Source organism: Pseudonocardia cypriaca, assembly GCF_006717045.1.
Lineage (GTDB): Bacteria > Actinomycetota > Actinomycetes > Mycobacteriales > Pseudonocardiaceae > Pseudonocardia > Pseudonocardia cypriaca.
The window spans coordinates 3,028,127-3,040,188 of the sequence record NZ_VFPH01000001.1 but is presented as its reverse complement, the minus strand read 5'-3'; the positions used below and the strand labels follow the sequence as shown (position 1 = coordinate 3,040,188).

Annotated in this window: 12 protein-coding genes; 8 read left to right on the top strand and 4 right to left on the bottom strand. The window is 74.2% G+C overall.

The features are described from left to right. Nucleotides 1–23 precede the first annotated feature (23 nt). Entirely contained in the window at nucleotides 24–968 is a 945-nt protein-coding gene (locus tag FB388_RS14460) for a 5'-3' exonuclease (protein ID WP_142103103.1), read from the bottom strand. Between the two features lie 65 nt (nucleotides 969–1,033). Here FB388_RS14460 and FB388_RS14455 point away from each other — a divergent pair, with 65 nt between their 5' ends. Beyond that, a complete protein-coding gene (locus FB388_RS14455) occupies nucleotides 1,034–2,161 on the top strand; it encodes a M24 family metallopeptidase (RefSeq protein ID WP_142101199.1) in 1,128 nt (375 codons plus the stop codon). Nucleotides 2,162–2,188: 27 nt separating this feature from the next. Here the strand turns inward: FB388_RS14455 and FB388_RS14450 are convergent, their stop codons facing one another. After that, a complete protein-coding gene (locus FB388_RS14450; RefSeq protein ID WP_246121924.1) occupies nucleotides 2,189–3,235 on the bottom strand; it encodes a GDSL-type esterase/lipase family protein in 1,047 nt (348 codons plus the stop codon). A 235-nt stretch (nucleotides 3,236–3,470) separates the two neighbouring features. Between FB388_RS14450 and FB388_RS14445 the strand changes: the two genes are divergently transcribed. From FB388_RS14445 to FB388_RS14415, 7 genes are all read left to right on the top strand, one after another. After that, nucleotides 3,471–3,659: a PspC domain-containing protein gene (locus FB388_RS14445; protein ID WP_142101195.1), complete on the top strand. Its 189-nt coding sequence runs from the start codon at nucleotides 3,471–3,473 to the stop codon at nucleotides 3,657–3,659. An 8-nt stretch (nucleotides 3,660–3,667) separates the two neighbouring features. Then, a complete protein-coding gene (locus FB388_RS14440; RefSeq protein WP_170225697.1) occupies nucleotides 3,668–5,212 on the top strand; it encodes an amidohydrolase in 1,545 nt (514 codons plus the stop codon). Nucleotides 5,213–5,780: 568 nt separating this feature from the next. Further along, nucleotides 5,781–6,065, top strand: coding sequence for a DUF3040 domain-containing protein (locus tag FB388_RS14435; protein WP_142101191.1), 285 nt, complete (start codon nucleotides 5,781–5,783; stop codon nucleotides 6,063–6,065). Nucleotides 6,066–6,271: 206 nt separating this feature from the next. Beyond that, nucleotides 6,272–7,072 (top strand): PIG-L deacetylase family protein, encoded by an 801-nt coding sequence (locus tag FB388_RS14430; RefSeq protein WP_142101189.1) that lies wholly within the window; start codon nucleotides 6,272–6,274, stop codon nucleotides 7,070–7,072. A gap of 46 nt (nucleotides 7,073–7,118) precedes the next feature. Beyond that, complete coding sequence (gene lnt / locus FB388_RS14425) at nucleotides 7,119–8,735, top strand: apolipoprotein N-acyltransferase (RefSeq protein WP_142101187.1); 1,617 nt, start codon at nucleotides 7,119–7,121, stop codon at nucleotides 8,733–8,735. Then, a complete protein-coding gene (locus FB388_RS14420) occupies nucleotides 8,728–9,591 on the top strand; it encodes a polyprenol monophosphomannose synthase (RefSeq protein WP_142101185.1) in 864 nt (287 codons plus the stop codon). Before lnt ends, FB388_RS14420 begins: the two co-directional genes overlap by 8 nt. Further along, a complete protein-coding gene (locus tag FB388_RS14415) occupies nucleotides 9,588–10,085 on the top strand; it encodes a phosphoribosyltransferase (protein WP_142101183.1) in 498 nt (165 codons plus the stop codon). Before FB388_RS14420 ends, FB388_RS14415 begins: the two co-directional genes overlap by 4 nt. 57 nt (nucleotides 10,086–10,142) lie before the next feature. Here FB388_RS14415 and FB388_RS14410 read toward each other — a convergent pair whose 3' ends face one another. Both FB388_RS14410 and FB388_RS14405 read right to left on the bottom strand, forming a co-directional pair. After that, nucleotides 10,143–10,487 carry an RNA polymerase-binding protein RbpA gene (locus FB388_RS14410; RefSeq protein ID WP_142101180.1) on the bottom strand — a complete coding sequence of 115 codons (345 nt, stop codon included), beginning with the start codon at nucleotides 10,485–10,487 and terminating at the stop codon, nucleotides 10,143–10,145. Between the two features lie 266 nt (nucleotides 10,488–10,753). Continuing rightward, nucleotides 10,754–12,055 (bottom strand): MFS transporter, encoded by a 1,302-nt coding sequence (locus tag FB388_RS14405; protein ID WP_246121922.1) that lies wholly within the window; start codon nucleotides 12,053–12,055, stop codon nucleotides 10,754–10,756. Between the last annotated feature and the right edge of the window lie 7 nt (nucleotides 12,056–12,062).

Sequence of the window (12,062 nt, the reverse complement as noted above, 5' to 3'; positions counted from 1 at the left end):
CGCTGACCTCCCGCCCCGAGCCCTCAGCGGGCGTTCTTCAGCATCGCCGTGCAGAGCCGTTCGATGGAGCTCCCGACGCCCCAGCGTTCGCCGAGCGCAGCCAGCCGCTCCAGGTCGACCGGCTCACCGGGCAGCGTGTCGGGCCGGTCCAGCTCCACAGGAGCGTCGAGGGCCACCCGCACCACCGGCTCGACGACGGCGAGGTACGGCGCGGCCGCGGCCAGCTTGGTGCGGACCGGCGGGCTGAGCCGGGTGTCGGCCTTGTCGATCACGGCGGCCCGCAGCTCGGCCCACGAGCCGAAGCGGCCCACGAGGGTGGCCGCGGTCTTGGCGCCGATCCCGGGCACGCCCGGGAGCCCGTCGGAGGGGTCACCGCGCAGCATCGCCATCTCGGCGTAGGCCTCCCCGGCGCGCTCCACCGGCACCCCGTACTTCGCGGCGACCTCGACCGGCCCGAGGTGCTCTGCCTTCGCCAGCCCGCGTCCGACGTACAGCAGCCGCACCGGCACGGGCTCGTCACGCACGATCTGCATGAGGTCCCGGTCGCCGCTCACCGCGATCACGGGGTCCGCGCGCTCGGCGGCGGCGAGGGTGCCGATCACGTCGTCGGCCTCGTGGCCCTCGGCGCCCGCGGTGGCGATCCCGGCCGCGGCGAGCACCTCGAGCAGGACCGGGACCTGCGGTTCGAGCGTGTCGGGCACGATCTCCGGCAGCCCGGCCGGTGCGACGTCCGGCTCGCCGGGCACGCGGTGCGCCTTGTACGAGGGCAGCGCCTCCACCCGGAACGCCGGGCGCCAGTCGAGGTCGAGGCACGCGACCAGACGGGTGGGGCGGCGGTCGGTGATCAGCCGCGCGACCATGTCGGTGAACCCGCGGATCGCGTTCACCGGGGTGCCGTCCGGACCCGTGATGGACTCCGGCACCCCGTAGAAGGCGCGGAAGTACAAGCTGGCGGCGTCGAGCAGCATCAGCGACTGCGCAGGCGGTGCAGGCGGGGTCACGCGGCACAGCTTGCCGGAATACCCTCCCCTGCATGACACCGGCCGTTCCGACTGCGCTGCTCGCCGACCGCATCCGCCGTGCCGGCGAGGTCGCCGCCGAGCAGGGCACCGACCTGCTGCTCGTCACCCCCGGCCCGGACCTGCGGTACCTGCTCGGCGTGTCCGGCGAGTCCCACGAGCGCCTCACCTGCCTCGTGCTCCCCGCGGCGGGGCACCGCGCCCCGCCTGCCCTGGTGGTGCCGCGGCTGGAGGCGCCGGGGTTCGCCGCGCTCCCGCTCGACGAGCTGGGGATCGAGGTCGTCACCTGGCGCGACGGGGAGGACGCACACCTGCTCGTCAGCGATCTGGGCGGCGGCCCCGGCCGCGTGGGGCTCGCCGACGCGATGCCCGCAGCGCACGTCCTGCCGCTGCGTGCCGCGTTCCCGGACGTGGAGCAGGTGCTCGCCGGACCGGTGCTGCGTGAGCTGCGGATGCGCAAGGACGCCGCCGAGGTGGCCGAGCTGCGCGCGGCGGGCGCGGCGATCGACCGCGTCCACGCCCGCATGGCCGAGTTCCTCAAGCCGGGGCGCAGCGAGGCGCAGGTCGCCGCGGACATCGCCGAGGCGATCGTCGCCGAGGGCCACACCGAGGCCGCGTTCGTGATCGTGGGGTCCGGGCCGAACGGATCCAGCCCCCACCACGACGTGTCCGACCGGGTGATCGAGAGCGGTGACGTGGTCGTCATCGACATCGGCGGCCCGCTGATCAGCGGCTACAACTCCGACTCCACCCGCACCTACGCCGTCGGCGGCGAGCCGCCCGCCGCTGTGCGGGAGGCCTACGCCGTGCTGCAGGACGCCCAGGACCGGGCGGTGCGGGCGGTCCGCCCGGGCGTCACGGCCGAGCAGGTGGACGCCGCCGCGCGCGAGCCGATCAGCGACGCCGGCCTGGGCGAGCGGTTCGTGCACCGCACCGGCCACGGCATCGGCCTCGAGGTGCACGAGGAGCCCTACATCGTGGCGGGCAACGCGCTCGCGCTCGAGCCTGGAATGGCCTTCAGCGTGGAGCCTGGCGTGTACTTCGACGGCGAGTGGGGCGCGCGCATCGAGGACATCGTGGTGGTCACCGAGGACGGCTACGAGCGGCTCAACAACCGTCCGCACGACCTCGTGGTGCTCTGAGCCGGAGATCGTGAGCGTGGGGCGCGCTCACGCCGCCGGCGCCGCCGCCGGTGGCGCTTCCAGGTGGGCCCGACCGTCGGCACCCGCCACGCACGCCGAGGCGCTCGACCCGGAGCGCACGAACTGACCCATGCAGCGGCCGATCTCGGCGTGCGCGGCCGCCGTGGGGTGGAACGACTCCTGGGCGAGGTGGAAGCCGATGGCGTCCAGCCCGCCGTGCACGAGCGCCTCCGGGTCGACGGTGATGCGCCGCTGCCACTCCTGGTCCTTCAGCGGCTTCGTGCACGCCTCGAAGCCCTCGGTGGCCCGCGCCAGGTCGAGGAACCGCGCGCCGGTGCGCTCGGCGACGCCCTGCAGCGCCGCCGACAGCGCCGGGAACAGCGTGGTGCGTCCCCAGGCGGCGTCCGGCCGGCTGTACGGGCAGCCTGCGAGCGCCTGCAGCGGGATCATGTGCTCGGTGACCGGGGACGCGTAGGAGGCGAGCACGAGCGTGTAGTCGCGGCCCCCGTACCCGGCCCGCCGCATGGCGGCTCGCACGTCCCGCACCGCCGCCTCCACCTTGGTGGCCGTGGCGGCCATGCGCTCCGGCACGAGCGGGTCGAGCGTCTCCCGGCACGGAGGCTCGCGCGGATCGACGAACGCGCGGATGCAGGCGACGCCGGTGTCGAACAGCGCCGCGTCGTCGTTCGCACCGATCTGCACGATCACCGTGCTGACCCGGTGGCGGCCCGCGACCTCGACGAGCCGCTCGGCCTGGGACGCCTCGGTGTAGTGGGTGCCGCTGCCGAACGCGACGTCCGCCGCCCTCGCCCCCGAACACGCCAGGTTCACCGACTCGGGGGCGAGGCCGGTGCGGTGGACGTAGGCGTGCTTGGAGCGGTGGCACCAGTTGCCGTTCTCCCCGCGCGTGCCCGGCTCGTAGTCGTCCGCGCCGTCCCCGGCGGCGGCGCTGTCGCCGAGCACGACCACGGCTGCAGGCGTCTGGGCCACGGCCACGGCAGGCGTACCGAACACGGTGAGCGCCACGGCGCCGCTCGCAGCGACGAGCAGGGCCAGGGAGCGTGATCGCGTCACGGGAGGGACGCTATGCGCATGCGCAGCGGCCTGACCAGGGCATTCACCGACACCAGCGATCACCGCCCCCGCGGCGCAGCCCGCGGTCACGGACTGCGAGTGCGGTGACGCTTCTGGGGGTACCGCCAGGGGAACCTCAGGGGTGCCTCCGGGCGTTTCCCGAGTCCAGCGCCGGTCACGACGCCGACACTGGGTACCAGCGGCGAAACACGCCGCGATCTGGAAGGAGCCCAAGGTGGCATCGACCCTGACCCGCCCGCGACACGGCAAGGTCATCGCCGGCGTGTGCGCGGGCCTGGCGGACCGGTTCGGGATGAGCCCGTTCGTGGTCCGGCTGCTGTTCGTGATCTCCTGCCTGCTGCCCGGCCCGCAGTTCGTGGTCTACATCGTGCTGTGGATCCTCATGCCCAAGCGCGACTACTGATCCGGTAGATATCTCGGGTGACCCGCACCCTGCTGCTCGGCGTCCGGCTCTTCGACCCGGCGTCGGCGGCAGGAGCCGTCGAGATCGAGGGTGAGCGGATCAGCTGGGTGGGCGACGCGGCCGCCGCGCGGGAACGCCTGCCCGGCTCGGCCGTGCTGGAGCTCCCGGGCGCCGTCGTCACCCCGGCGTTCGTCGACGCCCACGTGCACGCCACCGCAGCCGGCCTGCTGGCCGACGGCCTCGATCTCACCGGCTGCGGCTCGGCGCGGGCGCTGCTCGACGCGGTGGCGGCCCGCGTCGCGGCACGGCCGGGCGCGCTCGTGTGGGGCCACGGCTGGCAGGACCAGACCTGGCCCGACGAGCTCCCGCCGCGTTCGGAGCTCGACCGGGCCGCTGATGGCGCCCCCGTCTACCTGAGCCGGATCGACGTCCACTCGGCCCTCGTCTCCTCCGCCCTGCTCGACCGCGCCCCCGGCGTTACGGACGCCGCCGGGTGGTCGCGCACAGCGCTGACCGGGGACGCCCACCACCGGGCCCGCCGAGCCGCGCTCGCAGCCGTCGACTCCACCACCCGTGACGCCGCGCAGGCCGCGTTCCTCGCCGACGCCGCCGCCCGCGGCGTGGCGGTCGTGCACGAGTGCGCCGGCCCGGACATCTCGTCCGTCGCCGACCTGGCCGCCCTGCGGGCCCGTCCCGGGCCGGAGGTCGTCGGCTACTGGGGCGAGGCGGTGCGCACCGCAGAGGAGGCCGGGGAACTGGTCGCGGCGACCGGCGCCCGCGGGCTCGCGGGCGACCTGTTCGTCGACGGATCGCTCGGCTCGCACACGGCGGCGCTGCGGGAGCCCTACTCCGACGCCGCCGGCTGCACCGGCAACCGCTACCTCGACGCCGCCGAGATCGGCGCGCACGTCGCGGCCTGCACCGTGGCCGGGACGCAGGCCGGTTTCCACGTGATCGGCGACGCGGCCGCGGACGCGCTGCTCGCCGGGCTCGACGCGGCCGCCGCCGCGACCTCACCCGCCGCCGTGCGCGCCGCGGGCCACCGGGTGGAGCACCTGGAGATGGTCGACCCCGCGCAGGCGCGCCGGCTGGCCGAGCTCGGCGTGGTCGCGAGCGTGCAGCCGCTCTTCGACGCCTACTGGGGCGGCCCGGAGGGCATGTACGCCATGCGCCTCGGCCGGGCCAGGGCGCAGGGGATGAACCCGTTCGCCGACCTGGCGCAGGCGGGCGTCGTCCTCGCCCTCGGGTCGGACGCCCCGGTCACCCCGGTCGACCCGTGGGCGGCGGTGCGGGCCGCCGTGGAGCACCGCACTCCCGCCTCCGGGCTCACCCCCGCCCAGGCCCTCGCGGCACACACCGTGGGCGGGTACCGCGCGGCGGGGGACCGGTCCCCGCTGGCCGGACGCCTGCGGCCCGGCGCACCCGCCAGCTATGCGATCTGGGACGGCACGGGCACCCTGGACGGGAGCGCGGCGAACCCGCGGTGCCTGCGCACCGTGCACCGCGGAACGGTGCTGCACGACGCGCTGAGCAGCCGGCCAACGGTCCACTGATCACCTGCACCGGATGGCACGCCCCTTCGCCGGGCCTTCGGTGGCGCCCCTCGCGGGCCTTCAGTGGCGCCGCGCATCGTGCGGGGCCGCCCCTCACGCCTCAAGGGCGCTCCGCGAGCCTCTGCGACCCCTGAAGGCCCGCTTCGCGAGCAGGCCCACGGGCCTGCCCCTTCGGCGCGCGGCGCCACCGAAGGCCGGTCTCACGGCATGATCAGCGCTTCGGCGCGAAAACCGACGCCCTGCGTCGGGAAACGCGTCCAGCGGCCGATCATGAGCTACTCCACCGGGCCTGACCGGCGCCAGCAGCACTTCCCGGTCGCGGGCGGCACCGTGGTGTGCTGCTCGGGGTGATCTCCGCAGGTCACGACCCGTTCTCGCCCCCACGCTGCCCGTCGGCGGGGCGCGGCGGCCGACACGGGGTGTGGGAGCGCAGACCGGGCCGCGTGATCCTGAGGTCCGCACGCTCCTCGGCGGTGGGTGATGGCGACCCTCACCACCCTGCTGCCGCCACCTGAACCGTCGGGCGGTGCGCGCCGTATGCCTTGGGACAAGGGCTTCGGAGGTCGAGATGCTGGACAAGGACGAACGCGAGGCGTTGCGCGAGATCGAGCGGCGGATGTCGGCCGCTGACCCGGATCTCGCCGCTCTCCTGAGCAGTGGCCGCACCAGGACGCGCAGGAGGTGCCAGCGCACCGTCCTCGGGCTGCTGGCCGTGCTCGTCGTGGTGTTGCTGGTGCTGGGGCTACCGGGGTGCGCCTTCGTCGTGGCCGGTACCGGAGCAGGGCTGTGGTGGGCGTGGGGATACCGCCTGCCCCGTCCTCGAGCCCGGACCCGTCGCGCGGAGGCGGGATAGCCGGCGCCGTGTCCTGCGTCCCATCCCGGGGCGACCCGATGGTGGGGTGCGGGCGAGGTCTGGCAGAATCTCGCGCCGTGGCGGACCGGACGTACTGCGCGGGCGTGACCCTGTGCTGTCCGGGGTGCTGTCGCTGCTGTCGCAGCTGACCCCCGGCCCCGTCCGTCCGGCCGCTTCCGCGGCCCCGCACGTCTGCGAACCCACTGATGATCAGCACCCCCGATCTGCGCGGGCACACCGTCCTCGTCCTGCACGCCCACCCGGACGACGAGGCGATCTTCACCGGGATCACGCTGCGCCGCCTGGCCGATGCGGGCGCGCGCACCGTCCTCGTCGTCGCGACGGCGGGCGAGCTGGGCGGCTCCCGCGTGCCGCTGCGGGCGGGCGAGACGATCCCCGAGCGCAGGCTGGCGGAGCTGGAGCGCGCCGCGGAGCTGCTCGGGGTGTCCCGGCTGGCCCTGCTGGGCCGGCGGGACTCGGGCCTGCCCGGGTGGGCCGATGCGCGGCACGAGCGGGCGCTCGCCGTGGCGGACCCGCTGCAGCTGGCCCGGGACGTCGCCGAGATCGCCGACGACGAGGGCGCCGCCGCGATCGTCCACGACGACGAGCACGGGATCTACGGCCACCCAGACCACCGGGCGGTCTTCCGGATCGGGGCCACAGCGGCGGACATGCTGGGCGTCACCGGCTACCGGGTGACGGTCGACCGCGAACACCTGCACGTCTCAGCACGGGACCGGCACCTGGTGCACGGCGCGGCACGCGCCGCCGCCGTGCCGTTCGGGCGGGTCACCGCCGAGATCGGGCTCGCCGTCACCGGCACCGAGGCACACCTGCAGAACAAGCGGGCCGCGATGGTGGCGCATGCCAGCCAGATCGCCGACGACGACGTGCCCGTCGACGGCTTCGCCAGCGCGTACGGGTACGAGTGGTTCACCCGCAGCGGCGCGCGGGGCCCGCTCGACGCGCTCGGCAACGCCCACCTGCTGGCGCCGGTGCCGGCCTGACCGGCTCGATCACCGGCTCCACACACCCGACACGTAGGCTCACGCCGTGGCCGCACCCACCGCCGAACCCGTCGCGCCCGAACCGGGCACCGGGCCACCCGCACCCGATGCGGCGCGCAAGCGGTGGAACCCCGCCGTGGCGGCCCGGGTGGTCGGGGCCGTGGGCGGCGGCGCGCTCCTCTACCTCAGCTTCCCGCCGCGCACGCTGTGGTGGCTGGTGCTCCCGGCGTTCGCGCTGCTGGGCATCGTCCTGTACGGGCGCCGGGCGCGCGCCGGATTCGGCTACGGGTTTCTCTTCGGCCTGGGTTTCCTGCTCCCGCTCCTCGAATGGGTCACGTCGCTGGTCCAGCAGCTGCCGTGGATCGCGCTGTCGGTGTTCGAAGCGCTGTTCATCGGGCTCGCAGGCGCCGGGATCGCCGCCGTGTCCCGGCTGCCCGCAGCGCCCGTCTGGGCCGCCGCGGTGTGGATCGCAGGCGAGGCGGTCAGGGGACGGATCCCGTTCGGCGGGCTGCCGTGGGGTCGGGTGGGCTTCGGCCAGCCGGACGGGCCGCTGCTGCCACTCGCCGCGATCGGCGGTGAGCCGCTGCTGTCGTTCGCGGCCGTGCTCGCGGGGCTCGCGCTCGGCGAGCTGGTGCGCAGGCTCGTTCGACGGCAGAGCCCGCGCCGGATGGTGGCCCCGGCACTCATCGCCGTCCTCACGATGGCGGCGGGACCGCTCGCAGCGCTGGTGCCGGCCACCCCGAACGGGGACGACCGCACCGTCAACATCGCCGCGGTGCAGGGCAACGTCCCGCGGCTGGGTCTCGACTTCAACGCCCAGCGCCGCGCCGTGCTCGACAACCACGTGAAGGCCACCGAGCAGCTCGCCGCCGACGTCGCCGCAGGCCGGGTACCGCGCCCGGACCTGGTGATCTGGCCCGAGAACTCCAGCGACATCGACCCGCTGCGCAACCCCGACGCCGCCGCCCAGATCGACAGGGCCGCCCGCGCCGTCGGCGTCCCCGTGCTGGTGGGCTCGGTGCTGCGCAACCCCGACGGGCTCACCACCTCGAACTCCGCCCTCGTCTGGGAGGGTGGGGTGGGGGTCGTGGAGCGCAACGACAAGCGCCGGGTGCAACCGTTCGGGGAGTACATGCCGTGGCGGGAGTTCTTCCGCCTGTTCTCCCCGTACGTCGACCGCGCCGGCTACTTCGTGCCGGGCAACGGCACGGGCGCCGTCGACATGGCGGGCGTCCGCGTGGGCGTCACGATCTGCTGGGAGGTCGCGTTCGACGACCTCGTGGCCGACAGCGTGGCGGCCGGCGCCGAGGTGCTCGCCGTGCCCAGCAACAACGCCACGTTCGGGCTCACCGAAATGACCTACCAGCAGCTCGCGATGTCGCGGATCCGCGCCGTCGAGCACGACCGCCCGGTGATCATCGCGACCACCAGCGGGGTGAGCGCGACGATCACCCGGGACGGCACGGTCACCGCCAGCACGCGGCAGTTCACCCCGGATGTCCTGGTCGATCGGACCCAGTTGCGGGACACCACTACGCTGGCCACTCGATGGCGGTCTGCACCCGAATGGGCGCTTGTCGCCATGGGGGTGCTCGCGATCGGAGTCGGGATCGTGAACAGGCGTCGCGCGGTGAGGCGTGCGGGAAGGGACGAGGATGGCTGAGCCGAGGGGCCGGATCCTGGTGGTGATCCCCACCTATCAGGAGCGGGACAACCTGGGTCCGGTCGTGGCGAGGCTGCATGCGGCGGTACCCGAGGCGGACGTCCTCGTGGTCGACGACGCGAGCCCCGACGGCACCGGTGACCTCGCCGACGAGATGGCGGCTGCCGACCCACGGGTCACGGTGCTGCACCGCGCGGGCAAGCAAGGGCTGGGCGCGGCCTACCTGGCTGGGTTCGCCGAGGCGCTGCGCAGGGACTACCAGGTCGTCGTCGAGATGGACGCCGACGGCTCGCACCCGCCGGAGGACCTCCCCGCGCTGCTCGCGGCCCTTGACAACGCGGACGTCGTGCTCGGCTCCCGGTACGTGCCCGGCGGTGTCGTGCGCAACTGGCCCGCCCGCCGGCAGCTGATCTCCCGGGCCGGCAACCTGTACTCGCGGGTCGCGCTCGGCGTGCCGATCAAGGACATCACCGCCGGGTTCCGGGTGTTCCGCCGGCAGGTGCTCGAGGAGCTCGACCTCGACCAGGTCGCGTCCCAGGGTTACTGCTTCCAGATCGACATGGCGTGGCGGGCCGTGCTCGCGGGGTTCCGCGTGCGCGAGGTGCCGATCACGTTCACCGAGCGGCAGCGCGGGGCCTCGAAGATGGACACGTCCATCGTCGTAGAGGCGTTGTGGCGGGTCGCCTGCTGGGGGGCGGGCCGGCTGGTGCAGCGCACGCCCACCGTGCTGCGCGCCGACCGCCCGGCCGCGGAGCCACCGCAGGCCACGAAGCCTTCCCACGTCACGGAGCCGGCGCGGGCCACGGAGCGCGAGGCCGGTGACGAGGCCGTGAGCGACGGCCCGGTCCGCACGTGACCGCGCCCCGCGAGGAGCTCACCTGGGAGCTGTTCGGCGCCGCCTCCCGGGAGCTCGCCGAGCAGATCGCCGCCGACGGCTACGAGGCCGACATCATCCTGTCGATCGCGCGTGGTGGCCTGTTCGTGGCGGGCGCGCTCGGCTACGCGCTGGACGTCAAGAACCTGCACGTGGCGAACGTCGAGTTCTACACCGGCGTGGACGAGCGGCTCCCGGTGCCGATCATGCTGCCGCCGGTGCCGAACGTGGTGGACCTGTCCGGGGCGCGCGTGCTCGTGGCCGACGACGTCGCCGACACCGGCGCCACGCTCAAGCTGGTGCGGGACTTCTGCGCGGGTCACGTCGCCGACGTGCGCTGCGCCGTGGTGTACGAGAAGCCGCACAGCAGCGTGCAGTGCGAGTACGTGTGGCGCCGAACCGATCGCTGGATCAACTTCCCGTGGTCGACGCTCCCACCGGTCGTCAAGCGCGCGCAGCAGGTCCTCGACGCCTAGACATAGAACGAGAGCCGGGCCGCCCGAAGGCGACCCGGCTCTCGTTCACGTATGAGGTCAGGCGATCTCGCGCCTGCGCTCGGCGAGCAGCTCCAGGCGCTCGTTGAGGAGCACCTCCAGCTCGGCCACGGAGCGACGCTCCAGCAGCATGTCCCAGTGGGTGCGCGGGGGCTTCGCCTTCTTCTGCTCGGGCTCGGCGCCGTCCACGAGGCGGGAGATGCTGCCGTGCAGACGGCACTCCCAGGTCGCCGGGGCTTCGGCATCGCCCGCGAAGGGCACCTCGAACTCGTGGCCGCGCGGGCACGCGTAGCGCATCGACTGCCGCGGCGCGAGGTCGTGGTTGCGGTCCGTCTCGTAGCTGACAGCCCCGAGCCGGCTGCCACGGAGCACGCGGTCGGCCATGCGTCATCCTCCCTACCTGGGCCGAGGGAGCCTCCCTCGGCCGTCACCACCGGGTGTAACGTCTGCACTGCAGCCGTCCATTCCCGCCATTGGGGCGGAATCCGACCGGGTGTGGTCAGTTCATGCGACCACACCGGACGTCCGCCGCCCCGGTACACGAGTGTCCCCGATGCGGCGCCGCTACACACGCAGTTGTGACCTGTCAGCCAACTGTGACTTATGTCACTGAGCGCTGACGTGCTGTTCACAGCCTCGCAGCCCTCGCGTTACCCGGCACGGGCGACCACGATCGGGGGACGCACCGGCCACAGCGCGAGCAGCCCCGCCACCAGCACCAACACGATGCCCACGATCCCGGCCCGCTGCGTGCCGAAGAGCGAGACGAACAGGCCGAACAGGGTCGGAGCCAGGAACGACACCGCACGGCCCGTGGTGGCGTAGAGGCCGAAGAGCTGGCCTTCGCGGCCCGGCGGGGCCAGCCGGGCGAGGAAGGTGCGCGACGACGACTGCGCCGGCCCCACGAAGAGCACCAGCGCCAGGCCGAACACCCAGAACATCAGCGGTCCGGACACCACGAGCAGCACCAAGGCCGCCGCGATCATGCCGAGCAGCGACCCCATGATCACCGGCTTCGGCCCGACCCGGTCCTCCAGCCGCCCACCCGCGATCGCTCCCGCCGCCGCGACGACGTTGGCGGCCACCCCGAACAGCAGCACGTCACCGGCCCCGATGCCGTACACGCCGACCGCGAGCACGGACCCGACCGTGAAGATCGCGGCGAGCCCGTCCCGGAACAGCGCGCTGGCGCCCAGGAAGTACACGGTGTGCCGGTCCTCGCGGTAGAGCGCGACGAGATCGGCGCCGAGCGCGCGGTAGGCCGCGACCATGCCGAGGCGGGCCGAGCGGCCGGCGGCGGGCGGCGCCTCCGGTACCAGCAGGAGGAGCGGCAGCGCGAACAGCAGGAACCACGCCGCCGCGACGAGGGCGACCGCCCGCACGTTGAACCCGTCGTCGCGCGGGAGGCCGACGAGCCCGGCCGTCGCGCCCTCGCCGGCCACGAACCCGTAGTAGACGACGAGCAGCAGCACGATGCCGCCGACGTAGCCCATGGCCCAGCCGAACCCGGACACGCGCCCGATCGTCGCCGGTGTGGAGACCTGCGCGAGCATGGCGTTGTAGGAGACCTGGGCGAGCTCGGCGACGACCGAGCCGACGGCCAGCAGCACCAGGCCGGGCCACAGGTAGCCGGGGTCGTCGCGGATGGCGAACAGAGCCGCCATCGACGCGATCGTGCAGGCGGTCCACACGCCGGTCGAGAGCTTCCGCCGCCCCGCCGCATCCGCCCGCTGCCCGATCACGGGAGCCAGCAGTGCGATGACGAGGCCGGCTCCGCCGATCGCGTAGCCGAGGGCGGCGCTGGCCGCGGGGCTCCCGTCCCCGACGGCGTCGGTGAGGTAGACCGAGAAGACGAACGTGAGGATCACGGCGTGGTAGGCCGCGGAGCCCCAGTCCCACAGCGCCCACGCGAGCACGCGGCCGCGGTCGACGACGGTGGTCGGCCCTGTCACCGGGGGA

Excerpts from the sequence above, each read along its gene's own strand:
- FB388_RS14455 (WP_142101199.1), top strand. The coding sequence starts at position 1,034 with ATGACACCGGCCGTTCCGACTGCGCTGCTCGCCGACCGCATCCGCCGT.
- FB388_RS14460 (WP_142103103.1), bottom strand. The coding sequence starts at position 968 with ATGCTGCTCGACGCCGCCAGCTTGTACTTCCGCGCCTTCTACGGGGTG.
- FB388_RS14435 (WP_142101191.1), top strand. The coding sequence starts at position 5,781 with ATGCTGGACAAGGACGAACGCGAGGCGTTGCGCGAGATCGAGCGGCGG.
- FB388_RS14420 (WP_142101185.1), top strand. The coding sequence starts at position 8,728 with ATGGCTGAGCCGAGGGGCCGGATCCTGGTGGTGATCCCCACCTATCAG.
- FB388_RS14410 (WP_142101180.1), bottom strand. The coding sequence starts at position 10,487 with ATGGCCGACCGCGTGCTCCGTGGCAGCCGGCTCGGGGCTGTCAGCTAC.
- FB388_RS14430 (WP_142101189.1), top strand. The coding sequence starts at position 6,272 with ATGATCAGCACCCCCGATCTGCGCGGGCACACCGTCCTCGTCCTGCAC.